Source organism: Roseovarius litoreus, from assembly GCF_900142765.1.
Lineage (GTDB): Bacteria > Pseudomonadota > Alphaproteobacteria > Rhodobacterales > Rhodobacteraceae > Roseovarius > Roseovarius litoreus.
Genome location: NZ_FRCB01000010.1, coordinates 91,427 through 118,013, shown reverse-complemented (window position 1 = coordinate 118,013; position 26,587 = coordinate 91,427). Strand labels below are relative to the sequence as shown.

The window sequence follows — 26,587 nt, the reverse complement described above, 5'->3', positions numbered from 1 at the left end:
CCGCCCCGTCAGACCGTCCAGCTGCCCAGCACCGCCTCAGCGCCGCTGGTGAAGGCGTATTTACGTCCAACAACCAAACCCTGCAACCCCTTTTTTCGGGAAACGTCATCTTTTTTTCATGAAGGCGATTTTTGAAGAAAAATCATCGGGTTGGGAAACAGGATGACTGCCTGGACCGCCTCTTGCGCAATTATCTTGCGGGGCCGTCGGGCGCCCTCGGTCTACATGTTGCGTTATCCACAAGCTTATCCCCAAGCCCCGCCAAATCACGCCCTGAAATCGCTCTCGCGGGGCCCGACTCGGGTATGGAATCGGCCTTCACGACTCGGTCACGGGCAGGGTCTGCCGACCGAGAGACGCCGAAATCGCCCGATTTGGCGGCCTGATCCGCGAAATCCAGCAAGAACGCGACTCCTCGAATGCCCATATATTCGGCACAGGCCCTTCATTTCCGCCTCTTTGCACCGCAACTCGACGACGACTCCGGTCTCAACGCCCCATTGCGACGGTGCGCTTTGGAAAACGCAGCGCCAAGAGCGCAAGGATCACCGCCAGATAAGCCATCGGCTCGAACTGGAATCCCTTGGACAGCCAGATGAAATGCACCGCCCCCAGGATCGCCACACCATATGTCAGCCGGTGCAGCAGCCGCCAGCGCGGCCCCAGCCAGCGTACCGCGCGATTGTTCGAGGTCGCGGCCAAGGGGATCATCAGCAAGAACGCCGCCATGCCGATCGTGACATAGGGGCGCTTCACGATGTCGGCCCAGATCTGCGAGAGCACCTGCACGTCCAGAACCAGCCAGACCAGCAGATGCAGCGTGACATAGAAAAAGGCCAGCAGCCCGAATGCCCGGCGAAACCTGATCAGGTTCACCCCGAGATACCGGCGCAGCGGCGTGATGCACAATCCGATGATCAGCAGCTGCAGCGCGATCTCGCCCAATTCACGCTCCAGCGCCTTGATCGGCTCGGCGCCAAGCCCGCCTGTCGCCCCCATGTAGAACAGCACGGGCGCAGGCAGCGCATACAGTATATATATTGCCCATGTGGGGACACGCCGGGCCAGCGCATTGATCCGATCGACGATCATCAGATGAACTTGGTCAAATCCATACCGTCATACATCCCGGACACCTCTTCCTCGTAACCATTGAACATCAAAGTCTCGATCTTGGGCGCGAACAGCCCGCCTCCGATCCGGCGCTCCGTCGCCTGAGACCAGCGCGGATGATCCACATTCGGATTCACGTTGCTGTAAAAGCCGTATTCGCGCGGGTTGGCCTTGTTCCAGCTGGTTGGCGGCTCTTCTTCCATCAGGGTGATGCGCACAACCGACTTGATGGATTTGAACCCGTATTTCCAAGGCACCACAAGGCGAAGCGGCGCGCCGTTCTGGTTGGGGATGTCGCGACCGTAAATGCCTGTCGCCATCATCGTCAGCGGATGCATCGCCTCATCCATGCGAAGACCCTCGACATAGGGCCAGTCCAGCACCGGAAAGCGCGTGCCCGGCATCTCGTCCCGGCGCAAGACCGTCTCGAAGGCCACGTATTTCGCGCGCGACTGCACACCTGCCAGCTCCAGCAGATCGGCAAGCTCGAACCCGTTCCACGGCACCACCATCGACCACGCCTCGACGCAGCGGAAGCGATAGATACGCTCTTCGATGGTCATCTTCTCCATGATCTGTTGGAAAGGATAAGCCCCCGGTCGATCCACCAGACCGTCGATGGTGACGCTCCAGGGTGAGGTCGTCAGCCGACCGGCATATTTGACCGGATCATCCTTGCCGGTGCCGAACTCGTAGAAATTGTTGTAGGTGGTGATATCGTCCCAGCTGTTGGGCTCCAGCGTCTCGGCCCTCGCCTGACCACCGGTCCCGATCCCCGCCAGCGCCACGCCCGCCGCAGCGCCCGCCAGAAGCTGCCGCCGGTTCAGGAAAACATGTTCCGGCGTCACGTCATTGTCAGTCAGATCGTTTTTCCAGCGGTGGGCCATGATACTCTCCTGAGATCGCGTTTGATACCATATATAAATCAGAATAACCGAAGATCACCCGTCGCCGTGCTCACGAGGGCGTGGGCGGATTGTAACTTGGCCTTATCTTGTTGAACGGGATCGAGGTGCCGTCGGCCTGAACGATCCTGACATGACGCCGCCGCATCAGGCGCGGCTCGGCCACTCCGACGGAATGGGCGATGGTCTCGACCTCATTGATGACGGACTTCGCGTAATTGGCCACCTTGAGGTATTTGTCCTCCACCACCAGCCCCGCCTGCAAGCGCGGATCATGGGTGGTGATACCTGTCGGACAGGTGTTCCGATTGCATTTGAGCGCCTGAATGCAGCCAAGCGAGAACATGAACCCCCGCGCCGAGGTGACGAAATCCGCGCCCGCGCAAATCGCCCATGCCACATCAGACGGGTTGACCAGCTTGCCACTGGCGATGATGCGGATCCGATCCTTGAGACCATGCCGGTCGCGCAGATCCACGATCCGGGGCAACGCCTCGCGGATCGGCATCCCCACAAGGTCGATCAGCGGCATCGGCGCGGCCCCCGTGCCGCCCTCGCCGCCATCGATCGCAATGAAATCCGGTGCGCTGTCAGGCCCGCGCTCGAGGATCAGCTCGAACATCTCGATCCATGCGTCGGACGAGCCGATCACCGTCTTGAAACCGCACGGCTTGCCCGTGACCTTGCGGATATGGTCCACAACATCCAACAGATCGCCGAACCCGCCGATCTCGCGGTGGCGGTTGGGCGACACACTGTCCTGTCCTTCGGGAATTCCCCGGATCGCGGCGATCTCGGCATTGATCTTTTCAGCGGGCAGGATCCCGCCCTTGCCGGGCTTGGCGCCCTGCGCCAGCTTCAGCTCGAACATCTTCACATGCGGGTTGGCACCGACCTCGCGCAGCTTTTCATCGTCCAGATTGCCATGCGCATCGCGCACGCCATATTTCGCCGTGCCGATCTGATAGACAAGATCACACCCGCCCTTGAGGTGAAACGGCGACAGCCCGCCCTCGCCGGTGTTCAGCCAGATGCCCGCCTTGGCCGCCCCCCGGCTCAGCGCCTCGACCGCCGGACGCGAGATCGCGCCATAGCTCATGCCCGAGATGTTGAAGATCGACTTCGCCCTGTAGGGCACCGCGGCGGTCGGTCCGATCTCCATCGGGGCGGTGGCGGCAAACTGATCGTCCAGCGGCGGGAAACAGGCATTGACGAAAATCGGAGTGCCCGCGATCGACAGGTTGCGGGTCGATCCGAAGGCGACCGTGTTCCCCTTGCCCTTGCCGGCGTGATAGACCCAATCGCGCTGCGCCCGGTTGAACGGCATCTCCTCGCGGTCCATCGCAAAGAAGTACTGACGGAAGAATTCGCCCAGCTTGGTGAAGAGCCCCCTGAACCGCCCGATCACCGGATAATTCCGGCGGATGGCGTCTCCGGTCTGTGTGCGGTCCAGAATGTAGAAGGCCAGCGCCAAGGCCACCAGCACACCAAGGACAAGAACGAACAGCAGAGCCACGATCTGCAGGGCGTTCATCGCAAAACTCATTTCACCGACACTCCGTCAAAAGACTGCGCCCCGATCAAGGGCATAATTTGGCGGGAAAATGCGCCTTATTTGACAGGTTCACAACCGGAAATAGAGAATACTTGGGTATGCAGAAATCAGGTCCGCAGATCCCCGGCATCCTGGCTGTCCAGAAACCACCGGTATGTCTCCTCCAGCCCCCGCTCCAGCGGGATCTGCGCCCGCCAGCCCATGTCCGACAAACGGCTGACATCCATCAGCTTGCGCGGCGTGCCGTCGGGCTTTGACGCATCGCAACTGATCCGCCCGTCAAAGCCCGTCACCCCGGCGATCATGCCGGCCAGTTCCCGGATGCTGACATCCTCGCCGCAGCCCACGTTGATATGACTGAGCATCGGCTCGGTATTCGCCTGATAGATCGCCTGATCCAGATCGAGCACGAAGAGCGATGCCTCGGCCATGTCGTCCACATGCAGGAATTCTCGGCGCGGTGCGCCCGTCCCCCAGATCACCACCTCGTCGCGCCCCTCTTGGGCCGCCTCGTGGAAGCGGCGCATCAGCGCTGGCAGCACATGCGAGTTCTCGGGATGAAAATTGTCGCCGGGACCATACAGATTGGTCGGCATCACGCTGCGATAATCCACGCCATATTGCCGGTTGTAGCTTTCGCACAGCTTGATCCCGGCGATCTTGGCGATGGCATAAGGCTCGTTCGTCGGCTCCAGCGGACCGGTCAGAAGCGCCGCTTCGGCCATCGGCTGCGCGGCCTCTCGCGGATAGATACAGGACGACCCAAGCTGCAACAGCCGCTTGACCCCAGCCGCATGGGCCTGATGGATCACATTGCATTCGATCATCAGGTTGTCATGGATGAACTCGGCCGGATAGGTGTTGTTGGCATGGATGCCGCCCACCTTTGCCGCCGCAAGGATCACCACATCGGGCCGTTCCGCCTGCATGAAGGCCCGCACCGCCGCCTGATCGGTCAGGTCAAGCTCGGCATGGGTGCGGGTCACGATCTCGAGCGCCTCACCCTGCGCCGCCCGCGCTTTCAGCCGGCGCAGGATCGCGCCGCCCACCATGCCGCGGTGGCCTGCGACGTAATATTTCATGCCATACCCCCGCGCTTCAGTTTTCCAGGCTCACCGGCAGGTCATAGCCGTTCGCCTTGAGGAAGGCGTGCCGCCGGGCCGTGGCCAGATCCTCGGCCACCATCTCGGCGCACATCTCGCGCGCGGTGATCTCGGGCTCCCAGCCAAGCTTGGCCTTGGCCCGGCTCGGATCGCCCAGCAGGGTCTCCACCTCGGCGGGGCGGAAATACTTGGGGTCGATCCGCATGATGACATCGCCGGGTTTGACCGACGGCGCGCGGTCGCCCTCGACTGCGGTCACTGTTGCGATCTCCTCAACGCCCTCGCCGGAAAACTCTACCGTCAGGCCCAGATCCTCGGCCGACCAGCGGATGAACTCGCGCACCGAATATTGCTTGCCCGTGGCGATAACGAAATCCTCGGGCTCGTCCTGCTGCAGCATCATCCACTGCATCCGCACGTAATCCTTGGCATGGCCCCAGTCGCGCAGCGCATCGATATTGCCCATGTAAAGGCACTGCTCCAGCCCCTGCGCGATATTGGCCAGACCCCGGGTGATCTTGCGGGTCACGAAGGTCTCGCCTCGGCGCGGGCTCTCGTGGTTGAACAGGATCCCGTTGCAGGCATAAAGCCCATAAGCCTCGCGGTAATTGACCGTGATCCAATAGGCATAGAGCTTGGCCACCGCATAGGGGCTGCGCGGATGAAACGGCGTCGTCTCGCGTTGCGGGGTTTCGGCCACCTTGCCATAGAGCTCCGAGGTCGAGGCCTGATAGAACCGGGTCTTCGTCTCGAGCCCCAGAAAGCGGATCGCCTCCAGCATTCTCAGCGTGCCGATCGCATCCACATCCGCGGTGTATTCCGGCGCCTCGAAACTGACCGCCACATGGGATTGCGCCCCAAGGTTATAGACCTCGTCCGGTTCCACCGCGCGCAGGATCCGCGTCAGGTTCGATGTGTCGGTCAGATCGCCGTAATGCAGCATCATCTGCGGGTTCGGCTCGTGCGGGTCCTGATAGATCGCGTCGATGCGCTGCGTGTTGAACGACGACGCCCGCCGCTTGATCCCGTGCACCTCATAGCCCTTCGCCAGCAGGAACTCCGCCAGATACGACCCGTCCTGCCCCGTAATTCCCGTAATCAGCGCCCGTTTGGTCATGAAACCCAAGTCTCCCCTTACCCCGATCGTTATGTCAGGCCGACGCGTTTTCGCGCTTGCGCCACAGACCGCCCGCCCATGTATCACCCTTTGCAGAACCACTCGTGAAAACGGGGCAATGAAAGGAAAATCATGGTTTTTATGCAGTGTCCGAAGGGGCTATGCAAGCGCAGCCTCGGAAAGCCGTGCGGCAGTAAAGACGCCGGAACAGCCATCTGTTGATTTGAATCAACGGGCAAGGCAGGGTCCTGCCCTAAGATGAGCGGCGGAATGACAAGCCGCGCGCTTGCAAACGACAACAAAAGGACGCCGCCATGAAACGCTCGACTCTCGCCGCCGCCCTCATCCTTGCCGCGCACACCGCGAGCGCACAGGACATCGTGACCTACACCACCGATCAATCCTTCGAGGATGTGGCCTTTGGTCTTGAGACCGCCATCCTGAACGAAGGGCTTGTGATCGACCATGTCAGCCATGTCGGCGAAATGCTGGCTCGAACCCGGCAGGATGTCGGCTCGGACGTGGAGTTGTTCGTCGAAGCCGACGCCTACAGCTTTTGCTCGGCCACCGTGTCGCGCGAGGTGATGGAGGCCAATCCGATGAACATCGCCTATTGCCCCTATGATATCTTCGTGGCCGAAATGGCCAATGATCCGGGCAAGGTCATGGTCGGCTACCGCGCCTTCCCCGAAGGTGAGATGCAGAAGGTTCAGGCGCTTCTGGACGGGATCGCGCGGGCCGCTGTCGGCATGGAATAACTCACGCGACACTCGCGCGATTTCACAAGATATTGACTGGAACCGACCAAACCGCGCGGCTTAGTCCGCGCGGTTTTTCCGTCAACCGGCATCGGCGGATTCCCCCGCTGAACCAGATGCGTTTTGGCTGCGTAATGGTCAGCGATGCCGAGAACGGCATTGCACCTGTATGACATGCATAGGAGGAACGACCATGTTTCGCAGAACCTATCTGGCACTGACCGCCGCCGCCCTGATGACCGGCCCCGCATTTGCCGGCAGCACCGACATGAAAAAAGACATCGTCGACACCGCCGTCGAGGCTGGCAGCTTCGCGACGCTGGTCGCCGCCGTTCAGGCCGCAGGGCTGGTCGAGACGCTCAAGGGCGATGGCCCCTTCACCGTCTTCGCCCCCACCGACGAGGCCTTCGCCGCCCTGCCCGCGGGCACGGTCGAAGATCTGCTCAAGCCCGAGAACAAGGATAAGCTGACCGCGATCCTCACCTACCACGTTGTCCCCGGCAAGGTGATGTCGGGTGATCTGAGCAACAACATGATGGCCGCCACCGTTCAGGGCGGCGAAGTCACCATCATGACCGAAGGCGGTGTGACCGTGGATGGCGCCAATGTGGTGCAGCCCGATATCGAAACCTCGAACGGGGTGATCCATGTCATCGACGGCGTGATCATGCCCAAGTAATCCGACCTTCGGTCGATACCCCGGGGCGCACATGACGCGCGCCCCGGGCGTCATTTCCCCGGCGCGCGGGAATTGAAACTGGCCTTGCCGCCGCAAACCCTGCATAAATGTCTCGGATCGTACACGCGGTCCAAGGGTTGGGTTTGCAGGTGGGGCCAAGATGCTCTGGATTCACATCGGAATGCCCAAGACGGGCACCACGGCGCTGCAGGGGTTTTTACATTCCAATCCGGATTTTCTGGCCTCTCACGGCATTCGTTACCTGGCAAGTGGTCGCGACCGCGGCACCGGCGTTGGGCAACTGATCTGCCATAATGCCATGGCCGTGGATATGTCCCGCAACTGGAGCCATACCCCGGACAGTCAGCCGCAGGCGTTTCGCGCCGAATATGACCGGCATCGCGACGAGCACTGCATCATTTCAAGCGAGATGTTCTTTGGCCGCGATCTCTCGTCGCTCTACGAACGGGTCATTGCGCCGATGCAGACCGAGGTCACGATCCTCGTCTATCTGCGCCGCTTCGACGACTTCATCGAAGCCGATTACAAGCAACGCGCCAAGAATGGCAGGCTGATCGGCGGTCAGGTCGATGCATTCGTTCGCGAACGGATCGAGCGGATCGAGACAGACCCCGAGTACCTGAACTTCGGGACGCTGTTCGACCGCATTCGGGACACGATCCCAGATGTCCGCATCCTGCCCCGGCTCTACCTGCGAGAAGAGATGACCGGCGGCAACGTCATCACCGACGTCATGTCGGTTCTGGGGGTGCCCTCCGATACCGTCCCCCTGCCCGAGACCAATGCAAACCGCTCCCTCTCGCGCTTGGCCAGCGAAGCGATCGGTCTCTTCGACCCGACACTCGGCTTTGACAAGAAACGCCGCCGCCGGCTGGCCCGCGCCCTGCAGGCCATGGAAGACCCCCGGCTTTTTCGTCGCAACGACGTGCTGACCACATCCGAACGCAAGTCCATCTGCGACCTTCTGGAAAAGCGCAACGCCGATATGCGCAAGGCATTCTTCCCCACCCGTCGCAAGCTTTTTCCCACAAGCGGCCGCAAGCCCACCGGCCCCGAACGCGGCCATCCCGATGAACTGGCGGAATTCCAGTATGTGATGCAAGCCGCCCTGCGTGTCATCTCCGAAGGTCGCTGAAGCGTCTCTTGCGTCAGGCCTGCTTCTTGAGCAGCCGTTCGCGCCGGTTGCGATAGCGTTGTTGATTGGGCGCGATCTCGGCCGCCCGGTCCAGCGCGGCCACGGCACCCTCTTCATCGCCCATCTCTCGGCACAGATCGGCCAGCTGCGCGTGCAGCTCGGCGGTGCTGGCATCCATCGCGCAGGCCGCCTCGAACCAGGTGCGGGCCTGCGCAGCATCACCGGCCGCACGATGGATCAGACCGGTCAGAAAATGCCAGAAGGCATGATCGGGCGCGATAGCGCGGCAGATCTCGGCCTCGGACAGTGCGGCGGCATGATCGCCCGTCATCAACAGGATCTCGGCCTGCCGCTTGCGCACCATGGCATCCTCGGGCGCCGCCTCGACCGCCTTGGTATTCATCTCAAGCGCCTCTTTCAGCCGTCCCATGCGCGCCTCGAGCAGCGCGCAGTAACTATAGGGACCAGCCCCCGGCGTGCCGCCATGATGCGCGGCCAGCCTGTCGCGCATCCGCTCCAACTCGCGTGGCGCGTTGAGCAACCGGTCGGTCTTGCCATCCATCGCGAACCACGGCCATTCGATCGCGATGCTCGACAGATCCGAGGCCCGACGCCGCAGGATCCGGCTTTGCTGCACCACGATATTGGTCTGCAGATAGCGCACGGGCAACACCAGCAATGTATCGCGGTCAAAGGGCAGCGTGGCACCGGGGCGCAGCCGCCCGCGTTTGATCATGAAGGTACCGATCACCGTGATGTCGGGAAGCATCGGCTTTTGCCAGAACGCCTGCAGGAACGATTGCCGCGCGCCCTTGCGCCGCCCGAGCGCGCCAAGCACATGCGCACGCACCGCCAACCCGGTGATGTAATTCTCCTGCCACTGATGCGGATCGGACAGCGCGATATCGATATAGCGCAGCGCCTCGTCCCATTTGCTCAGATACATGCCGTTGATCGCGTGAAACAGCGGCATAAAGGCATTGTCCGCGCCGGCATCCAGAATGGCCTGCCCGATGGTCCATGCCTCCTGCTCGCGCCCCGCCTCCTGCAGGCGTCGCGCCAGCTTGACAAAGACATGCGCCGCCTCGCTTGGCGTGATGAACTCGCCCGGCCCCTTCACGAACCGATCATACACCCGCTCATAGGCCAGATCGCGTTCGGCAACGGTCATCACCTCGTGGAAACACTTGCGCTCCTGCCCGCTCAACCGGGCGGCGGCACGGCTGAAGGCGCTGATCGGCGGCGCCACGATTTCCGAGGCGCGCGACATCGCGAACAGTTCCAGAAAGTCGCGCTGCACCGGCTTGCAGCCCGACAGATCCACCAGATCCTCGATACTGCCCACTTGCGGATGCGCCTTCGTGAACCGCGCGATGCTTTCCGGCTGGTCCGAGAACACCAGCGCCCCCGCGCCCTTGTTCTTCTCCAGATGGGCAGAATAAAGCTCGTCCGGTTCGATCTTGGCGGGCCATTCCTTGTGCTTCCACGGGTCCTCGTTCAGGATATCGCCACGCCGGATGTGATAGGCGATCGTGCGGCCGCCATTCCTGGACATGGCCTTTTCGATCTCGGCGATATGCCCTTCGACCACCGGGTTGAACCCGATCCTCGAGATGAACCCCCGGAACCGCCCGCGCAGATCCTCGCCATCCTCCCAGGCGAATTCGACGATCTCGAACCCCTCGTCCAGCACCACATGCCCGCCACTCGCCAGATGCGCCTGCAACCGGTCCGGCCGGTCATCCTTCAGAAAGACCCAGATCGGCGTCGGCGCCGGGGTCAGCGCCTCGAACGTGTCGTTGTCCATGAAATGCCGGTCGATGAACGCCGGAGTGAACAGATCCGTCGGCGTATCCAGTTTCGGCGCCATCGCACCGCGCGGGAACCAGTTGATGCGGAAATCCGTGTCATAATCCTCAGCGAGGCGGATCGCGTTCAACATCATCAGCAGACGCGCGCCCAACTGGTCTTTCCGCAATCCGATGAAGCATCCACGACCTTGGTCACCACGTACCGACATAAATCCGCCTTTCCCGACTGCCCAAAAGCTTATACACTGACGAAAAGTTGTCGCAAGCGTCCCCGCCGCAAGGCAGATGCTCAGGAATAGTCGAGTAGATGGCAGCCAATCCGAAACTGTTTCTCAGTTCCTTTGTTCTTAATGAAAGCTCGGATTTGCTGGAATGGATTTCCTATCATAAATCCATTGGCGCCAGTGACATTCATATTTTCGTCGGCAGCAAGTCGGATGGCGAACGGCCCCTTCTGGACGCCTTGGCAGATGCCGGGGTGGTCACGCTGCAACCCGTACCCGTCGATCCCGAAACCTCCGAGGAAATGCGCAATTCGGCCCTGCGCGCCGCCACGCTCGAAGCCCGGCAAAGCGGCGGTTACGGCCTGTTCCTTGCCCCCGATGAATATCTGCGCATCACCGCCAAGGGCGGCACCGTTCAGGCGCTGATGAAAGCGTGCAAGGATGCCGATGTGCTCTGCGCCCCGGTGTTGGAGTTCGGCACCGGCGGGCGGCACAAGCATATGCCCGGCCCGGTTCTGAGCACCGCCACGCACCGCGCGCCCCTGCCCGACGCCGTGCCCGAGTGCAGCTTTCGCAGCATCGTGCGCCTTGGCCTTTACCCCTCCCGCACTCCGGACATGCCCACAGGTCCCGCCCAGAAGCCCGATCCGAAATGGGTCAACGGCAGCGGCAAGGCCATGCCGCGCCCCTATAGCCGCGCGGCATGGAGCGACGCAAAAGGCGTGATCGGCACCGACAAGGCCACGATCCTGAAATTGTCCGCGCCCTCGGTCGAAACCTACCTGCTGCGCATGAACGCCCTGCCCGAGAAGAACAGACCGGATGCCGCAACCGTCGCGGCCCGCCTGCAGGGCTTCGCCGCCATGACCGAGCCTGACCCCGGTCTTGCCAGCCACAGCGCCACCATCGACACGCAGATCGCCGCTCTTCTTGCCCTGCCCGGCATCGCCGCCGCGCAAGAGACGGTTTGCGCCCGGGAACGCGCCGCGCTGGAAAACCTGCGCATGTCGGAGCCGGTCATCCTCGCGCCGGCACCGGCCAAACAGACCACAAGCCCGGACGAGGCCATGCCCGATGACACAGAGGCTGATGACGGTCTGGGAGAGACGCCCGACAGCACGCCTGCCCAGGGCCCGGGCCTTCCCGCATGGTTCGCCGAAATCCACACCAGCGGCGACCGGCAAGGATTCTACACACGGCTGGCCAATCACGCGCTTGTCTGTATCCGCCGCGACGATGCCCGCCTCGTGGTGACCTTCGACAATCTCTCGAACGTCAATGACCTGTCCTTCACCCGCGAACCCTGGGCCTACAAATTCGTGCGCGACAACAACTGTTCGCACCTGTCCGTCATGGCCCGGCGCAAGGACTGGTTCCGCGATCCGCAACTGATCGAGCATCTGCAGACCCTCGCCGCCAACGGCTTCTTCCGCGAGTTCGGCAAGGTCTTCATGACAGGCACCTCCATGGGGGGCTTTGCCGCCCTCGCCTTCGCATCGCTGGCCCCCGGCGCCACCATCATCAGCTTCAACCCCCAGACCACGCTGGACGAAACGCTGGTGCCTTGGGAAAAACGCTTTCGCATGGGCCGCCAGCGCGACTGGTCCCTGCCCTTCAGTGACAGCGCCTACGAGATAGACGACATCGAAAAGGCCTTCGTGCTTTACGACCCGTTTTTCGAACCCGACCGCCGCCATGTGGAACGGCTCGAAGGCGACAACGTGCATCTTCTCAAAAGCTGGTGCACCGGGCATTTCACGCCGGTGTTCCTGCGCCGCGCCAACCTTCTCAAGCCGATCATGCAGCACGCCATCGACAACACATTGACACCGGAATTGTTCTACAGCCTTTACCGCGCGCGTCGCGGATTGCCCTGGTATCGCAAATCGCTCGAGTCCTACCTTCAGGATCGTGGACGCCCCGAACTGGCTCTACGGGCAAGGTCAGCCTTCCGGAAACTCAGAAAGCAGGCCGCCGAATGACGACTCGCCTTCCGGACTTTCCCATTGCACCCGCCAATGGCGGGCCGCGGGTCATCATGACCACCATGAAGAACGAGGGACCGTTTCTTCTGGAATGGATCGCCCATAACCTCACCCTCGGCTTCACCGGGTTCGTGATTTTCACCAATGATTGCGAAGACGGCACCGACCTGCTCGCACAAAGGCTGGACGAACTGGGATATTGCAGCCACCGCCCCAACCCCGTGGGCGACGGCTCTCCGCCTCAGCACAAGGCACTGCGCCGGTCGGCGGCGCACCCTTGGGTCAGACAAGCAAACTGGCTGATGTGCCTCGATGTGGACGAATTCATCAACCTGCGCGCCGGGCTGACCACGCTGGACGAGTTTCACGACCAGATCGGCGATTGCGACGCGGTGTCGTTCACCTGGAAGCTCTTCGGCTGCGGCGGCATCGAGGCCTACAGCGACGCGCCCGTGACCCGCCAGTTCCTTCTGGGCGATGCCGAGGACGATCCCGCCAATGGCCGCGCCACCGGGTTCAAGACGCTGTTTCGCAACAACGGGCTGTTCCGCAAGTACAACCCCCACCGCCCCAAGGCCGTGCCCGACGGGCTCGAGGATGATGTCCGCTGGTCCGATTGCGGCGGCAACCTTCGCCCGATGCAACAGGTCAGCTGGCGGGCCTGGCCCGGCTTCAGCCACCGCTATGCACGGCTGCATCACTATTCGGTCCGCTCGCTCGACAGTTTTCTGGTCAAGCGCGATCGCGGTCGCACCAATCACGTGGCACGCGAACAGTCCGAGCATTACTGGTCCGACATGAACGTCAATCGCACACAGGATAACAGCATCCTGCCCCATGCCGAACGCGCCCGCCCGATGCTCGATGCGCTGCTCGCCGATCCGGTGCTCAAGATGCTCCATACCCGCGCCTGCGACTGGCACCGCGCCAAGATAGCCGAGCTGAAATCGCGCCCAGACTGGACCGATTTCCGCCGCTGGCTGCACGACAACAAACTCGAGACCAAAAGCCAGATCATGCAAAAAGATTACTGAGCGCGCGTCCCGCATCGCCGCTTTCCAATAAGGACCGGAATGTCGTCATGTCAAAGTTCGTCTCTGTTACCCCGATGAAAAACGAAGGCCCCTTCATCGTCGAATGGGTCGCCCATAACCTGGCCATCGGCGTGGACGAGATCACGATCTTCTCGAATGACTGCACGGACGGATCGGATGCCTTGCTTGACCGGCTGGATGCGATGGGCAAGGTCCGACATTTCGACAACACCGCCCGCAACGCCGCCCCGCAGCGCCGCGCCTATCGGCGGTTTCTCAAGATGAAGCTGGCAGCAGACGACGATTGGGTCATTCCGATCGACGCCGACGAATTCATCAACGTCAAGACCGGCGACAACACCCTGCGCGCCCTGTGCGACGCGATCCCGCCAGCCCGCACCATCTCGATGACGTGGCGGCTCTTCGGCAATGCCGGCGTGCAGGACTATGCCGACGGGTTCCTGACCGATCAGTTCCGCATGGCGGCCCCCGAAAACACCCGCAACCCGCCACAGGCCTGGGGTCTCAAGACGATGTTCCACCGGGGGCTCTGGGGGCATATCGGCGTGCACCGGCCCAAACGCCCGACGGTCGAGGCGTTTGCCGATCTGCACTGGTATAACGGATCGGGTGACTTGATGCCGGACCGCTACCTCAAAGGCAGCTGGCGATCGGGACCGGATTCACTGGGCTACGATCTGGTGCAGATCAACCATTACGCCCTGAAATCCTGCGAATCCTACCTTGTCAAAAAGGCTCGCGGCCGGGCGCATCACGACGGAGAGTCGCTCGGGCTGGAATACTGGACCACGATGAACCACAACGATGTCGAGGACCGCAGCATCGACGCGATCCGCCCGGCCAAATCCGCCATCTACGACGAGCTTCTGTCCGACCCCGAACTGCGCCGCCTGCATGACGCCTGCTGCGAGAGCCACCGCGCCGCGATCAAGGACCTGCACGCCAAGCCCGAAACCAACGCCCTGTTTAAAGAGATGGTGGCGGTGTCCTGAGGCGCGCTTGCGCCGCCGTCACTCCGCCGCCAGCTTGATGTCGCGCAGCTCGGTCACCTTGGCCAGAACCTCCGAGGCGCGGGCATCGAAACTGTGCGTCTCGCGCATCTTTCGGGCAAACGCATCCCTCGCGGCGCGCTGCTCCTTGGTTTCGGCACGAATGGCCCGTACGGCTTCGGTGAACTCCTCCGGCGTCGACACTTCGGTCACGAAGGGCCGAAAATCCTCGGGCAGGCCACCCGTCGGGGTGGTGACCACCGGCGCACCGCAGGCCAGCGCATCGAAAATCCGGTTCGAGACAAGTCCCGCCTTGCGCATGATCCGGGTCTGGTCGTTCAGCACGATCTCGGCGCCGGTATAAAGCCCGCCCAGGTCGTCATTGTCGATCCGGTCTGCGACAACGTATTTCGCTGCCTCCGTTTCGCGCCAGCCATTTCCCCAAAGCTTCAGGCTATAGCGGGTCTGCATCGCGATCTGCACGATCGGCCGCATCTTGCGGGCGATCCCCACAAACACGATCCCAGTGCGCTTGACACGCTCGGGGGGCATCGGCATCCGCGTGGCATCGAAGGCCTGCCACATGACCGAAACCTTGTCGGCGCCCACCTGCCGCGACCACCGGTCCGCCAGCGCTTTACCTGCCACGAAAATATGGTCCGCCTGTTCGAGTTCCGGGCGCGGCACATGCTCACCGCCGGATATCACCCAATAAAGCGTCGGCGTGCTGCCGCGCCGCGCATAGTCGGCCCGCCCGCGCAGCACGATGTCGATCTCGCCCGGCGCTTCGCTCACGTTCCAGCGGTTTCGCGCCTGGATGCGGGCCTTGTGGCCCTGCCGTTCCAGCGCCTCGGCAAGACCCTTGGCAAAGAAATAATCGCCCCAGTTCGGCATCACCCGCGCATTGGGCGCGGCGGTCTGGATCACGAAGGACAACGGCCCGTCGCCCTTGGGAAAGACCGGCGCAGCCGCCACGGAAGATGCAGACGTCACCGCAGTCAGGGCCGGCGCAGGCAGCGCCATGCGGCGCGGCGCGCTTGTCTTGGCCGCTGCCCCGCCCTTCCATGGGCTGCGGTCGGTCGACACCACCTCGAAGGCCCGGACCTGCGTGGTGACATCTGTGATCTGGTCGTATTTCGCGATGATCTCGTCATAGCGATCGCGCAGCACCGTGTTGCCGGGATCGAGATTGCGGATGATCGTAAGCCCGGTGGGCGCGGCATCATACACGGTGATCTCCAGATCGGGCCGGTACTCGCGCAGGATCGGGATCACCTTCCACACATCCCCGGTCCATGCCCGGGTCTTGGCGTTGCGCCTGTCGCGCTCGGCCATCGACGGCTCGAATGGCAGGCAGTCATGCATCACCACCGTGCCGCCCTTGGTCATGTAGCCCTCGGCATTCATGAAATCGCGCAGCAGGTATTCATACAGATGCATCCCGTCGAGGAACGCCAGATCGAAGCGCACCCCCAGCCGGTCCAGAAAACCACTCTCGAAAAAGCGGTCGCTGGTGTCCTGAAACAGCATCAGGCCGGGCTTGGCGCCCATGATCTCGTGCTTGAGGGTGAATTCCGGATCGACCGAGACACAGGCACAATCCGCCGCCAGCAGGCTTTTGCCCGTCTGCGTGCCCACTTCCAGATACCAGTCCGGGCCAATGGCGCCGTGCATATCGGCGAGAAACTCAAGATATGCCTGCCCTTTGGCGCGCTTGCCCGCAAGCGGATTGGCCCGCTCGTCGCCTGTTGCGTTGGTCACCACCGCCACCTCACTCATTGCCTTAACGCGCAATCATTTGCGCACCATTGTCACCGGATCGGCCGGAAAATCAATTCATCATTGCAGAAAACCCATGCAATGCAGCCCTCGATAATGCGGCCCCGCCTATTCTGCAGCCCCAAGCCACCGCTCGGGTACCGGAAGCGCGGGCCGGCGCGGGTTGTGCTTGCGATCCAGCGAATGGGGCAAATCCTGTGCCATGATCGGGCGCAGGCCGCTTGCCCGGTCACGGCGCAACAGCGTCGCCTCCACCACCCTCGGGATCGCTTGGCCATCGATCTCGACACTGCCCGAGACGTTGTTGGGGTGCAGATGGACGGTCACGAAATCGTCCCGAAGCTTTTCCACCACCTCCAGAGCAGGCCCCAGAAACCGCGGCTTGCTCAGAACCGAGGGCAGGTGATGCAACTCGATCACGATCATCCGGAACCGCCGCAGCAGATCGCGCGGCGCCGCCGCCAGCGTGATGTATTCCGCCCCCTCGATATCCATCTGCAACAGCAGGTCTTCGCCCGGCGCGGGGTCCGTATCGCGCACCCAAGTCTCAAGGGTCATGGTGTTGCCCTTGTCCTTGTTGCCCAGAAACTTCGGCACGAACTGCGCGCCCGGCACATCCAGCGGCGGCTTCTCGACCGAAGCATCGGCCATGAAGGACATGATCCCGCGCTTGGCCAGATCCATCTCGAAGGTCGCCTGTTCCGAGACACCGGGCGAATAGCAGGCCGCGATCCCGCGCAGATCGTCCGGCACCAGATAGCCCCCGTCCCCGAACTCGCCCAGCCGGATCAGCGGCGTATCGATGGCTTGTGGCCGCAGAAAGCGGTCGATGACCTCGACGCCATCAAGCGTATGGATCGTTCGGGCGGCGGAACTCGTATTCGACATGGGTACTCAATCTTTGCGTTTGGGGCATTGTTACCGGATCGGGCGCAAAATCAACCGATGAGTGCGCCCCGCCGCAAAACAAAACGGCCCCCGGATGGTCCGGGGGCCGCTTCAATTGCGTATGCAACCCGTCAGTGAACCACCGCATCCTGCGGCGGCTGGCGGTCCGATGTGCCGACCCGATCACCGATGATCAGCCCCTCTGCCCCGGCACTGACCGGAACCGTGGCGCCATCCTTGATCTCGCCGCTCAGGATCGCCTCGGCCAGCGGGTCCTGCAACGCCTTCTGGATCACCCGCTTGAGCGGGCGCGCGCCATAGACCGGATCATAGCCCTGATCGGCCAGCCACTTATGCGCAGCCTCGTCCAGATCCAGCGTGATCTTGCGGCTGGCCAGACGCTTGAGCAACCGGCGCATCTGGATATCCACGATGCCCCCCATCTGGTCGCGCGTCAGACGGTCGAAGATCACGATCTCGTCGAGACGGTTCAGGAATTCGGGCCGGAAATGCGACCGGACCGCATCCATCACGTCGCGCTTGGCCTCCGCGGCATCCGCGCCCTCGGGCATCTGGCTCAGCGCCTGACTGCCAAGGTTCGAGGTCAGGATGATCAGCGTCTGCTTGAAATCCACCGTCCGGCCCTGCCCGTCGGTCAGCACACCATCATCGAGCACCTGCAAGAGCACGTTGAACACCTCGGGATGCGCCTTTTCGACCTCGTCGAACAGCACCACCTGATAGGGCCGGCGCCGCACCGCTTCGGTCAACACCCCGCCCTCGTCATACCCGACATAGCCCGGAGGCGCGCCGATCAGACGCGAAACCGAGTGTTTCTCCATGAACTCGCTCATGTCGATCCGCACCATCGCCTGATCGTCGTCGAACAGGAATTCGGCGACCGCCTTGGTCAGCTCGGTCTTCCCGACACCCGTCGGACCAAGGAACAGGAACGACCCAAGCGGGCGGTTCTCGTCGTTCAGCCCGGCGCGCGCCCGGCGCACGGCATTGGCAACGGCCTTGACGGCCTGATCCTGCCCGATCACTCGGCGATGCAGGTTGTCCTCCATCGACAAGAGCTTCTCGCGCTCGCCTTCCAGCATCTTGGCGGTGGGGATACCCGTCCAGCGTTCGACCACCTGGGCGATCTGTTCCGGGCGCACCGCCTCTTCGACCATGACACCGTCCTCTTCGGCCTGCTCGGCCTCGGCCAGCTGCTTTTCAAGCTGCGGGATCACGCCATAGGACAGCTCGCCCGCGCGGGCCAGATTGCCCTCGCGCTTGGCATGGTCCAGCTCGATACGGGCGCGGTCCAACTGCTCCTTGAGATCGCGGGCACCAGCCAGCTTGTCGCGCTCGGCCTGCCATTGCGCAGTCATCTCGGCGGATTTCTCCTGCAGCTCGGACAGCTCCTTTTCCAGCTTTTCCAGACGGTCCTTGCTGGCGGCGTCATCCTCTTTCTTGAGCGCCTCGGCCTCGATCTGCTTTTGCAGGATCTCGCGGTCCAGCGCGTCCAGTTCCTCGGGCTTGCTGTCCACTTCCATCCGCAGCCGGCTCGCGGCCTCGTCCATCAGGTCGATCGCCTTGTCCGGCAGGAACCGGTCGGTGATATACCGATGGCTCAGCGTCGCCGCCGCCACCAACGCGGCATCCGAAATGCGCACCCCGTGGTGCAGCTCGTATTTCTCCTTGATGCCCCGCAGGATCGAGATCGTGTCCTCGACCGTCGGCTCCTCGACCATCAGAGGCTGGAACCGCCGCGCCAATGCCGCGTCCTTTTCCACATGCTTGCGGTATTCATCCAGCGTGGTGGCCCCGATGCAGTGCAGCTCGCCGCGCGCCAGCGCGGGCTTGATCAGGTTGGCTGCATCCATCGCGCCATCCGCCTTGCCCGCGCCCACCAGCGTATGCATCTCGTCGATGAACAGGATGATCTCACCGGCCGCCGACGTCACTTCGTTCAGGATCGCCTTCAGACGCTCCTCGAACTCGCCGCGGTATTTCGCACCGGCGATCAGCGCGCCCATATCCAGCGCCAGAAGCCGCTTGTTCTGCAGGCTTTCGGGCACGTCGCCATTGACGATGCGCAGCGCCAGGCCTTCGGCGATGGCGGTCTTGCCGACACCCGGCTCACCGATCAGAACCGGGTTGTTCTTGGTCCGGCGGCTCAGAACCTGCATGGCGCGGCGGATCTCGTCGTCGCGGCCGATGATCGGGTCGATCTTGCCTTCGCTCGCCGCCTTGGTCAGGTCATGGGCGTATTTCTCAAGCGCCTCATAGGTATCTTCCGCCGAGGCGCTGTCGGCCTTGCGCCCCTTGCGCAGGTCATTGATCGCCTCGTTGAGGCTCTGCGCACTGACGCCACCCTGATCCAGCGCATCCTTGGCGGGGGATTTCACGATGGCCAGCGCGGTCAGCATCCGTTCGACGGGAACGAAACTGTCCCCGGCCTTGCCCGCCAGCTTTTCGGCCTCGGCCAGAACCTTGCCGGTCTGCTGATCCATATAGGTCTGTCCGGCATCGCCGCTCACCTGCGGGATCTTGCCCAGCGCCAGATCAAGCGCCTGCACCACGCGTTCGGGCGTCCCGCCCGCGCGCCGGATCAGGTTCGAGGCAAGCCCCTCGCTGTCGTCCATCAATGCCTTGAGAAGGTGCTCGGGCGCCAGTTTCTGATGGCTTTCCCGCATCGCAATCGTCTGTGCCGCCTGGATGAATCCGCGCGACCGCTCCGTGAACTTGTTCAAGTCCATGGTCTGTCTCCTTTGTCACAAGCGTTACCCCGGTCGCGCACCCTGCACGAGGCATGCGGCGGTCGGGAACCTCGCTTATGAAAATGGGTAACGCGCCCGTGATGTTCAAGACGGGCCGCGCAAAACCTTGCGGATTATCCGCCCACCCGACAGACACCCGGACCAGCCTCGGATCAGTCGCGCTTTTTCGCCTTGAGCAAGGTCTTGGGGCGGATCGCCTCGGCGGCCTTGAACAGACCGAATGTCTGGTTCACGTAATTCACCACACCAGACAAGCTGTCCATATACTCTTGCAATTCGGGCGTGCGGTCCGCCTCGATCATCTGGATCGGGCGCTCGGGACCGGAGGCCTCGAACTGGCAGTAGAACAACGGCTCCCCACGACGCAGCACGATATCCTTCTTGGGGTCGTGCCATTCAAAGGCCCACATCAACGGGCGCGGCCAGATGTTGATCGGAAAACGCCCGCCAAAGATCGTGCCGGGCAACGGATCGGGACGGTAATGCGCAAATGGCCCAAGCTGGGTCATGTACAGCGTCTCATCCGCGACAAAGCAATACGGAAGCATGATCTGGATGGTCGGCCGGTCCGGATAGCGCCATTCCTCCTCGTTCACCAACGTGATCAAATCAGGCAGCTTGGCGCGTCGCACCGCACCCGAGGCCCCCGCGCGGTTGACCAGCACGGCACGGCCATCGTCCTTGCGATTGAACCCGATATGCAGGTCGTAAGGGCATTTGACCACGAAATACCGGCTTTCCATCTGGATCACGCTCGGACAGCGCGATGCCGACTTCGCGTGTCCGGTATTGGTCTGCCGCGAGGTCAGACGCTCGGGCGGATCGAACAGCACGCCAGCTTTGTTAGATGTCAGAAACCAACCGACCTGCACGGGGCCACGTTCGGGGCCGTTTCCCTGATGATCCAAGGTGATATTGATCTGCATAAATCGCTCATACTCTGTACCAGGGGCGACAATGCCGAACCAGCCTGCCCCGGTCAACTCGGAGTTGACGCACCCATCCAAAGACAGAACGCAAGCTCTCCTTGGTCCCCCGACGCCTCTCGGTGCCGCGCCCTGCAGGCTTGACGCCGCCGCCCGCTGCCGCGACAAGGACAACCGATCCCTGACCCCGCCAATCACCAAAGGCAGCACCCCATGTCCGATGACCGCCTGATCGTCGCCCTCGATGTTCCCAACGCGCTCGATGCGCTGTCGTTGACGGCCCGTCTGGGCGATGCCGTCTCGTTCTACAAGATCGGCCTTGGCATGTTGACCGGCGGCGGGCTCGCGGTGGCCAACGAGCTCAAGCAAGAGCACGGCAAGCGCATCTTTCTCGACCTCAAGCTCTTCGACATCGGCGCCACCGTGGAAAAGGCCGTGCGCGGGCTGGTGCAATACGATCTGGATTTCCTGACCGTTCATGGCGACCCGCATGTCGTGCGCGCCGCCTGCGAGGGCGCATCGGGCAGCGCCACCAAGATCCTTGCCGTCACGATCCTGACCTCTCTGGACCGGGCCGATCTGGATGCCAGCCTGATCCGTCCCGGCGCGGTGCCCGATCTGGTGGCCGAACGCGCCGCCCGCGCCTTCGACGCCGGCGCCCATGGCGTGATCGCCTCGCCACAGGAAGCCTCCATGATCCGCGCCCTGCCCGAAGCGGCGGGCCGGCTGATCGTCACGCCGGGCGTGCGCCCCGCCGGGTCGGATCTCGGCGATCAGAAACGCGTGGCCACCCCCGCTCAGGCCATCGCCGACGGTGCCGATCATATCGTCGTGGGCCGCCCGATCTGGGCCGCATCCGATCCGGTGGCCGCCGCACGATCCATCCTGACGGAACTCGCTGGCTGATTTTCGTACGAAACCGCGGTACAAACCGTCCATGTCGTACGCAACCCCGAGGCCCGGATGCCAGCCCTTTGCCGCGATTGCCTGACCCGGTTCGACGCCGGACCGCGCTGCCCCTCCTGTCGCAGCCCCCGTGTGACCTCGCACCCGGAACTGTTCGACCTGTCGATCGCGCATATGGATTGCGACGCCTTCTATGCCAGCGTCGAAAAACGCGAAGACCCAAGCCTTGCGGACAAACCCGTGATCATCGGCGGCGGGCGGCGCGGTGTGGTCTCAACTGCTTGTTATATCGCGCGAATTCGCGGCGTCCGCTCGGCGATGCCGATGTTCAAGGCGCTGGCGCTCTGCCCTGATGCGGTGGTCCTGAAACCCCGCATGGACCTCTACGTTCAGGTCTCCCGCCAGATCCGCGCGATGATGGAAGAACTCACACCTGCGGTCGAACCTCTGTCGCTGGACGAGGCGTTTCTCGACCTCACCGGCACCGCCCGCCTGCATGGCGCGCCGCCTGCGGTGATGCTGGCCCGTCTGGTCCGTCGGATGCGCAGCGAACTGGGCGTCACCGGCTCTATCGGCTTGTCGCACAACAAGTTTCTGGCCAAGGTCGCCTCCGATCTGGACAAACCGCATGGCTTTGCGGTGATCGGCGCCACCGAAACCGACGATTTCCTGCGCGACAAGCCCGTCGGCCTAATCTGGGGAGTGGGACAGGCCACGCGCACCGCGCTCGATGCGGCGGGCATCCGCACGTTCGCTGATCTTCTCAGATGGGAGCGTCAGGATCTCATTGCGCGCTTCGGCTCAATGGGCAACCGGCTGTGGCATCTGGCCCGTGGTCAGGACGCGCGCCGCGTCTCGGCCAATGCGCCGGTCAAATCGATCTCGAACGAAACCACCTTTTCCGAAGACACCGGCGCCACCGACATCCTCGATGGCCATCTGTGGCGGCTGGCCGAAAAAGTCTCGGATCGTGCCAAGGCCAAGCGGCTTGCGGGCCGGGTCGTCACCCTCAAGCTCAAGCGCGCCGATCATGCCGGGCTGACCCGGCGCATCGCCCTGCGCGACGCCACCCAACTGGCCGACACGATCTACCGCACCGCGCGCGCCCTTCTGGATCAGGTCGAAGGTCAGGCCCCGTACCGGCTGATCGGTGTGGGCCTGTCCGAACTGGTGCCCGAGGAAGGCGCGGATCTCTCGGGCGATCTTCTCGATCCTAATGCCGCCCGCCGCAGCGGGGCCGAGCGCGCAACCGATCTCATCCGCGCCCGCTTCGGCCCTGGTGCGATCCTCAAAGGTCGTTCGCTACGGTAAATCTGGCCCCGGTCACTCGGCCGCAAGCGGCTGTTCAGCGGCGCGTCCGATCCGGGCGATCTCCGCGATCACCCCGTCCAGAAGCTGCTGAAACGCCTCGAAATGCCCATTGGGGCGAATAAGCTGCTCGTTCATGTAAAGCGCGCGATCGATCTCGATCTGGACCGCGTGACGCCCGCGTGACGGTCGCCCGTAATGCTGCGTGACATAGGCCCCCGCGAACGGCGTGTTGCGCGTCACCACAAGCCCCGCCGCCGTAAACGCCTCTTCGATGCGGTCCACGATCTCGGGCGCAGAAGCCGCGCCGAACCGATCCCCCAGCACCACTTCCGGACGGCGCACGCCGGTGCGCGCCATCGCATCCATCGCCTCATGCGGCATCGAGTGGCAATCGATCAGAATCGCCTGACCGAACATCACATGCGCCTGCGACAGCTGCGTTTCCAGCGCCTCGTGATAGGGCCGCCAATAGGTCTCGATGCGCCGCTGCGCCTCGGCCAGTGGTATCTTGCCGGAATAGATCGCCTGCCCATTGGCCACCACGCGCGGAATCACCCCCAACCCCGAGGCGATCCGCGGATTGTGCCCCGACCGCCGCACCCCTTCGATCAGCGCGGGATCAAGCTCGTCCTCGCTGCGGTTGAGATCGACAAAGGCGCGCGGCGCCCCGGCGCGGATCAACGGCGCGCCATGGCGCGGTGCGCTTTCGAACAGCTGATCGACAAAGGCATCTTCCGAACTGCGCACCGAATGCTCGTTCAGCGCGGTGCGCCGCAGGAAGGACCACGGATAATCCCGCCCCGAATGAGGCGATGCGAACACCACCGAGGTGGTGCGCCGCTGTGGATGTGTCAGATAATAGGCGGCTTTCGGCATCGTCTCTCCTGTTGTCGCCATCATAGACCGAAATTAGCGTTCTAAAAGCCCTTGATCCCTATTCCGACTCCTTTTATAGACCGCTCTCACCGGCGCGGCTTTCCGCGCCCCTATTGTTTGGGGCAGGGTCCGTATCGGTATTCATGGGCGATTAGCTCAGTGGTAGAGCACTTCGTTGACATCGAAGGGGTCACAAGTTCGAACCTTGTATCGCCCACCATGAATTCCTCGCCCCGCGCCCCGGCGCTAGGCACCCGCAACCCCAGGCGCTGGCCCGCGCCGCGACAGAGACAGGAGACGACCATGAAGGTTCGCAACTCGCTTCGTTCGCTCAAGAACCGGCACCGTGATTGCCGTGTCGTGCGCCGCAAAGGCCGCGTCTACGTCATCAACAAGACACAGCGCCGTTTCAAGGCCCGTCAGGGCTGAACCCCGTCACAGGGTTCGAACGCGACAAGGCCCCGCCAATCGGCGGGGCCTTTTCTTTTCAATCCTTCGCGCGCAGCCCCTCAGCCGCCCATGATCCGCTTGCGCCGCTCCTTCATGCGCGCATCCGCCCGCGCGGTGCCATCGTGGAACGACCCGAACAGCTTGTCCCACGGCACCTCGAGCGAGCCGTAATTGCATTCGAAATACCGGTGATGCATCTGGTGATGGAACGTGCCCAGCTTGAGCCGGTTCTCATCCCTGATCGCCACCCCCTCGAACCCGCAATGCGTGGTGGCCGCCGTCAGCGTCAGATATTGCATATGATAGAGGATATGCACCGGATGCGCGGCAACGACCCAGTGAATCAGCACCGATCCAAGGAAGATCGCGTGCTCCACCGGGTGCATCGACAGCCCTGACCATGGCCCGACATTGATATTGCGATGATGCAGCGCATGCACGTGCCGATACAGCACCGGCACATGCAACAGGCGATGAATCCAGTAGAAATAGAAACTCTCCCAGACCGGGATCAGAAAGAACAGCGCCACGAACCACACCGGATGCGCGGCCCATGTCAGAACCGGCGCATACCCGTTGGCCATCGCCCAGAACATCAGCACCTCATAGGCGGTCCAGAAAAAGACGCCGCTGCCCAGGGTCCAGAACATGTTGTCGCGAATCTGGCCACCAAGCGTGAACTGCTTGCCGTTCACCATCAAAGGGCGCGGATCGTATTTGAGTTTCTGGCCCTGCGCGGTGAACGTGTAGAAATAAAGGTGCAGCCCGCCCGCAACCAACGTCATCAGACACAGGTTGCGGATATAGAGCTCGGCGATCCAGCCCACCGCCAGCGTCCTGGTCTCCTCGAGCGGCGGCTGAAACCAGTAGAACGACGCAAAGGCAATCCCCACAAGGATCAGCTTTTCCGAAATCAGGAACCACGAATTCCACACCCACCGCAGCATCTCGAGCGGGCGCAGGGGCCATGTGAAAAACGGGGATACGGTCAATGGCACGGCAGGGTGATGGTTCCAGCCTTTCACGGGGTCGTCCGACATCCTGGCCTCCTTCGCGTGTGGATCGATGGGTTGCGGCCAAGTATCGCCCGGCGTCGTTTATGTGAAAAACAGAAAATACTTTGCATTTTCCCCGAAAATTCCGAGGATACTCCCGGACCGGAGGGCCAGCATGACCGTCAGCTTGAAAGCCATGCGCTATTTCACAGTCGCCCTGCGGCACGGCAACATTTCGCGCGCCGCAACCGAGCTTCGGATCGCCGCCTCGGCGGTGTCGGCCGCCATCGACCAGATCGAGGCGCATTTCCAACTCAAGCTGGTGACGCGGCAACGCTCGCGCGGGATCACACCCACCGCCGACGGTCAGGTTATGCTGCGCAAGTTCGCGACGCTGCTGGAAGAGTTCGATACGGTTCTCAAGGATGGCGCGGAATTGAAACGGTCCTTCACCGGGGCTTTGCGCGTCGGGTATTATTCGCCCGTCGCCCCAGCGTTTCTGCCGGGAATCCTGTCCAACCTGATGCAGCCCCGCCACGACCTGACCCTGCACCTGCACGAAGGCGACAACGACGCGGTGCAGCTTGGCCTGCACCGGGGCGAATATGATGCGATCCTCTTCGTCTCCGACGCGGCAGCACCCTGGATCGACCATGACCCGTTGATCGAGGCGCCCGCCTATTGCCTTCTGGCGGCGGATCACCCTCTGGCCGCGCAGCCGGCGATCCATCTTGCCGATCTGCTGGAGGAACCGGTCATCACCCTGGACCGGCCTGTGGTCACTGACTATTACAGCCGGCTCTTCGACATGGCAGGACAGCGCCCAACCATTGTCGCCCACGCCAATTCCACCGAAATGGTCCGCAGCCTTGTGGGCAGCGGCGCGGGCTGCGCGATCCTCAACATGCTGCCGCTGACCGATATCAGCTATGCGGGCAATCGCGTTGTCGCGCGTCCGATCCTCGATCCTCTGCCCACCCTCACCTTGTCGGTCGGCTACAACAAGCAGGCGCCGCGCCGGGCCGTCAGCGAATTCGTCGCCCGCTGTCAGTCCTATTTCGCCAATCCCGGCGCGATCATTTCCCGGGCCTGACCGCGCGGCGCGTTAACCCTCGCCTGCACCGTCCTCGATACCGACGCGATACCGACGTGATACCGACGCGATACCGAGGCCGGTTTGGCCTGTTAACCAAGGGCTTTGGTGGTGATTCGCGCCTCGCGCGCGAAAACACCCG

At 62.7% G+C, this 26,587-nt stretch carries 22 protein-coding genes and 1 tRNA gene; 11 read left to right on the top strand and 12 right to left on the bottom strand.

Going from position 1 to position 26,587, the window contains the following annotated elements:
* Positions 1–489: 489 nt before the first annotated feature.
* The 5 genes from msrQ to gmd form a co-directional block, all read right to left on the bottom strand.
* Positions 490–1,092, bottom strand: a complete 603-nt coding sequence (gene msrQ / locus F3H35_RS16585; protein WP_188130014.1) for a protein-methionine-sulfoxide reductase heme-binding subunit MsrQ — start codon at positions 1,090–1,092, stop codon at positions 490–492.
* Positions 1,092–2,000 carry a protein-methionine-sulfoxide reductase catalytic subunit MsrP gene (gene msrP, locus F3H35_RS16580; RefSeq protein WP_149780655.1) on the bottom strand — a complete coding sequence of 303 codons (909 nt, stop codon included), beginning with the start codon at positions 1,998–2,000 and terminating at the stop codon, positions 1,092–1,094. The genes msrQ and msrP overlap by 1 nt, the downstream gene beginning before the upstream one ends.
* 70 nt (positions 2,001–2,070) lie before the next feature.
* Complete coding sequence (locus tag F3H35_RS16575) at positions 2,071–3,564, bottom strand: FMN-binding glutamate synthase family protein (RefSeq protein WP_188130013.1); 1,494 nt, start codon at positions 3,562–3,564, stop codon at positions 2,071–2,073.
* A 116-nt stretch (positions 3,565–3,680) separates the two neighbouring features.
* Positions 3,681–4,655 carry a GDP-L-fucose synthase gene (gene fcl, locus F3H35_RS16570; protein WP_149780654.1) on the bottom strand — a complete coding sequence of 325 codons (975 nt, stop codon included), beginning with the start codon at positions 4,653–4,655 and terminating at the stop codon, positions 3,681–3,683.
* Between the two features lie 16 nt (positions 4,656–4,671).
* Positions 4,672–5,793 carry a GDP-mannose 4,6-dehydratase gene (gene gmd / locus F3H35_RS16565; RefSeq protein ID WP_149780653.1) on the bottom strand — a complete coding sequence of 374 codons (1,122 nt, stop codon included), beginning with the start codon at positions 5,791–5,793 and terminating at the stop codon, positions 4,672–4,674.
* Between the two features lie 314 nt (positions 5,794–6,107).
* On the opposite strand from gmd, the gene F3H35_RS16560 reads away from it, so the two are divergent.
* The 3 genes from F3H35_RS16560 to F3H35_RS16550 all read left to right on the top strand — a co-directional run bounded on the left by F3H35_RS16560 (position 6,108) and on the right by F3H35_RS16550 (position 8,386).
* Positions 6,108–6,551 (top strand): DUF302 domain-containing protein, encoded by a 444-nt coding sequence (locus F3H35_RS16560; RefSeq protein ID WP_149780652.1) that lies wholly within the window; start codon positions 6,108–6,110, stop codon positions 6,549–6,551.
* Between the two features lie 193 nt (positions 6,552–6,744).
* Positions 6,745–7,230 carry a fasciclin domain-containing protein gene (locus F3H35_RS16555; protein WP_149780651.1) on the top strand — a complete coding sequence of 162 codons (486 nt, stop codon included), beginning with the start codon at positions 6,745–6,747 and terminating at the stop codon, positions 7,228–7,230.
* 160 nt (positions 7,231–7,390) lie between these two features.
* A complete protein-coding gene (locus F3H35_RS16550; RefSeq protein ID WP_149780650.1) occupies positions 7,391–8,386 on the top strand; it encodes a hypothetical protein in 996 nt (331 codons plus the stop codon).
* Positions 8,387–8,399: 13 nt separating this feature from the next.
* Here the strand turns inward: F3H35_RS16550 and F3H35_RS16545 are convergent, their stop codons facing one another.
* Positions 8,400–10,349: a tetratricopeptide repeat protein gene (locus tag F3H35_RS16545; RefSeq protein ID WP_188130012.1), complete on the bottom strand. Its 1,950-nt coding sequence runs from the start codon at positions 10,347–10,349 to the stop codon at positions 8,400–8,402.
* A gap of 155 nt (positions 10,350–10,504) precedes the next feature.
* Between F3H35_RS16545 and F3H35_RS16540 the strand changes: the two genes are divergently transcribed.
* From F3H35_RS16540 to F3H35_RS16530, 3 genes are read left to right on the top strand one after another with little or no spacing between them, the layout of a single operon-like run.
* Positions 10,505–12,403, top strand: coding sequence for a glycosyltransferase family 2 protein (locus F3H35_RS16540; RefSeq protein ID WP_149780648.1), 1,899 nt, complete (start codon positions 10,505–10,507; stop codon positions 12,401–12,403).
* Positions 12,400–13,440 (top strand): glycosyltransferase family 2 protein, encoded by a 1,041-nt coding sequence (locus F3H35_RS16535; RefSeq protein WP_149780647.1) that lies wholly within the window; start codon positions 12,400–12,402, stop codon positions 13,438–13,440. The genes F3H35_RS16540 and F3H35_RS16535 overlap by 4 nt, the downstream gene beginning before the upstream one ends.
* 47 nt (positions 13,441–13,487) lie before the next feature.
* A complete protein-coding gene (locus F3H35_RS16530; protein WP_223228452.1) occupies positions 13,488–14,453 on the top strand; it encodes a glycosyltransferase family 2 protein in 966 nt (321 codons plus the stop codon).
* An 18-nt stretch (positions 14,454–14,471) separates the two neighbouring features.
* Here the strand turns inward: F3H35_RS16530 and F3H35_RS16525 are convergent, their stop codons facing one another.
* From F3H35_RS16525 to F3H35_RS16510, 4 genes are all read right to left on the bottom strand, one after another.
* Positions 14,472–16,211, bottom strand: a complete 1,740-nt coding sequence (locus F3H35_RS16525) for a glycosyltransferase family protein (RefSeq protein WP_188130011.1) — start codon at positions 16,209–16,211, stop codon at positions 14,472–14,474.
* A 126-nt stretch (positions 16,212–16,337) separates the two neighbouring features.
* Entirely contained in the window at positions 16,338–17,117 is a 780-nt protein-coding gene (locus tag F3H35_RS16520; protein ID WP_149780645.1) for an FkbM family methyltransferase, read from the bottom strand.
* 131 nt (positions 17,118–17,248) lie between these two features.
* Positions 17,249–19,867, bottom strand: coding sequence for an ATP-dependent chaperone ClpB (gene clpB, locus F3H35_RS16515; protein WP_149780644.1), 2,619 nt, complete (start codon positions 19,865–19,867; stop codon positions 17,249–17,251).
* 173 nt (positions 19,868–20,040) lie between these two features.
* Positions 20,041–20,814: a hypothetical protein gene (locus tag F3H35_RS16510; protein ID WP_149780643.1), complete on the bottom strand. Its 774-nt coding sequence runs from the start codon at positions 20,812–20,814 to the stop codon at positions 20,041–20,043.
* A 213-nt stretch (positions 20,815–21,027) separates the two neighbouring features.
* Between F3H35_RS16510 and pyrF the strand changes: the two genes are divergently transcribed.
* Both pyrF and F3H35_RS16500 read left to right on the top strand, forming a co-directional pair.
* Positions 21,028–21,720: an orotidine-5'-phosphate decarboxylase gene (pyrF, locus tag F3H35_RS16505; protein ID WP_149780642.1), complete on the top strand. Its 693-nt coding sequence runs from the start codon at positions 21,028–21,030 to the stop codon at positions 21,718–21,720.
* 57 nt (positions 21,721–21,777) lie between these two features.
* Positions 21,778–23,031 carry a DNA polymerase IV gene (locus F3H35_RS16500; RefSeq protein WP_149780641.1) on the top strand — a complete coding sequence of 418 codons (1,254 nt, stop codon included), beginning with the start codon at positions 21,778–21,780 and terminating at the stop codon, positions 23,029–23,031.
* 12 nt (positions 23,032–23,043) lie between these two features.
* On the opposite strand, the gene F3H35_RS16495 is transcribed toward F3H35_RS16500, so the two are convergent.
* Positions 23,044–23,907, bottom strand: a complete 864-nt coding sequence (locus F3H35_RS16495; RefSeq protein ID WP_149780640.1) for an N-formylglutamate amidohydrolase — start codon at positions 23,905–23,907, stop codon at positions 23,044–23,046.
* Positions 23,908–24,052: 145 nt separating this feature from the next.
* Here F3H35_RS16495 and F3H35_RS16490 point away from each other — a divergent pair.
* Together F3H35_RS16490 and ykgO are read left to right on the top strand one after the other, a co-directional pair.
* Positions 24,053–24,127 (top strand) — tRNA-Val (locus F3H35_RS16490).
* An 83-nt stretch (positions 24,128–24,210) separates the two neighbouring features.
* Positions 24,211–24,336, top strand: coding sequence for a type B 50S ribosomal protein L36 (gene ykgO, locus F3H35_RS16485; RefSeq protein ID WP_005850168.1), 126 nt, complete (start codon positions 24,211–24,213; stop codon positions 24,334–24,336).
* Positions 24,337–24,416: 80 nt separating this feature from the next.
* On the opposite strand, the gene F3H35_RS16480 is transcribed toward ykgO, so the two are convergent.
* Positions 24,417–25,397 (bottom strand): sterol desaturase family protein, encoded by a 981-nt coding sequence (locus tag F3H35_RS16480; RefSeq protein ID WP_149780639.1) that lies wholly within the window; start codon positions 25,395–25,397, stop codon positions 24,417–24,419.
* Positions 25,398–25,527: 130 nt separating this feature from the next.
* On the opposite strand from F3H35_RS16480, the gene F3H35_RS16475 reads away from it, so the two are divergent.
* Positions 25,528–26,445, top strand: a complete 918-nt coding sequence (locus F3H35_RS16475) for a LysR family transcriptional regulator (RefSeq protein ID WP_149780638.1) — start codon at positions 25,528–25,530, stop codon at positions 26,443–26,445.
* Positions 26,446–26,587: the final 142 nt, after the last annotated feature.

What these genes read in the sequence shown, in the direction of transcription:
- msrQ (WP_188130014.1), bottom strand. Translation starts at nt 1,092, where the DNA reads ATGATCGTCGATCGGATCAATGCGCTGGCCCGGCGTGTCCCCACATGG.
- msrP (WP_149780655.1), bottom strand. Translation starts at nt 2,000, where the DNA reads ATGGCCCACCGCTGGAAAAACGATCTGACTGACAATGACGTGACGCCG.
- F3H35_RS16575 (WP_188130013.1), bottom strand. Translation starts at nt 3,564, where the DNA reads ATGAGTTTTGCGATGAACGCCCTGCAGATCGTGGCTCTGCTGTTCGTT.
- fcl (WP_149780654.1), bottom strand. Translation starts at nt 4,655, where the DNA reads ATGAAATATTACGTCGCAGGCCACCGCGGCATGGTGGGCGGCGCGATC.
- gmd (WP_149780653.1), bottom strand. Translation starts at nt 5,793, where the DNA reads ATGACCAAACGGGCGCTGATTACGGGAATTACGGGGCAGGACGGGTCG.
- F3H35_RS16560 (WP_149780652.1), top strand. Translation starts at nt 6,108, where the DNA reads ATGAAACGCTCGACTCTCGCCGCCGCCCTCATCCTTGCCGCGCACACC.
- F3H35_RS16555 (WP_149780651.1), top strand. Translation starts at nt 6,745, where the DNA reads ATGTTTCGCAGAACCTATCTGGCACTGACCGCCGCCGCCCTGATGACC.
- F3H35_RS16550 (WP_149780650.1), top strand. Translation starts at nt 7,391, where the DNA reads ATGCTCTGGATTCACATCGGAATGCCCAAGACGGGCACCACGGCGCTG.
- F3H35_RS16540 (WP_149780648.1), top strand. Translation starts at nt 10,505, where the DNA reads ATGGCAGCCAATCCGAAACTGTTTCTCAGTTCCTTTGTTCTTAATGAA.
- F3H35_RS16535 (WP_149780647.1), top strand. Translation starts at nt 12,400, where the DNA reads ATGACGACTCGCCTTCCGGACTTTCCCATTGCACCCGCCAATGGCGGG.
- F3H35_RS16530 (WP_223228452.1), top strand. Translation starts at nt 13,488, where the DNA reads ATGTCAAAGTTCGTCTCTGTTACCCCGATGAAAAACGAAGGCCCCTTC.
- F3H35_RS16520 (WP_149780645.1), bottom strand. Translation starts at nt 17,117, where the DNA reads ATGTCGAATACGAGTTCCGCCGCCCGAACGATCCATACGCTTGATGGC.
- clpB (WP_149780644.1), bottom strand. Translation starts at nt 19,867, where the DNA reads ATGGACTTGAACAAGTTCACGGAGCGGTCGCGCGGATTCATCCAGGCG.
- F3H35_RS16510 (WP_149780643.1), bottom strand. Translation starts at nt 20,814, where the DNA reads ATGCAGATCAATATCACCTTGGATCATCAGGGAAACGGCCCCGAACGT.
- pyrF (WP_149780642.1), top strand. Translation starts at nt 21,028, where the DNA reads ATGTCCGATGACCGCCTGATCGTCGCCCTCGATGTTCCCAACGCGCTC.
- F3H35_RS16500 (WP_149780641.1), top strand. Translation starts at nt 21,778, where the DNA reads ATGCCAGCCCTTTGCCGCGATTGCCTGACCCGGTTCGACGCCGGACCG.
- F3H35_RS16495 (WP_149780640.1), bottom strand. Translation starts at nt 23,907, where the DNA reads ATGCCGAAAGCCGCCTATTATCTGACACATCCACAGCGGCGCACCACC.
- ykgO (WP_005850168.1), top strand. Translation starts at nt 24,211, where the DNA reads ATGAAGGTTCGCAACTCGCTTCGTTCGCTCAAGAACCGGCACCGTGAT.
- F3H35_RS16480 (WP_149780639.1), bottom strand. Translation starts at nt 25,397, where the DNA reads ATGTCGGACGACCCCGTGAAAGGCTGGAACCATCACCCTGCCGTGCCA.
- F3H35_RS16475 (WP_149780638.1), top strand. Translation starts at nt 25,528, where the DNA reads ATGACCGTCAGCTTGAAAGCCATGCGCTATTTCACAGTCGCCCTGCGG.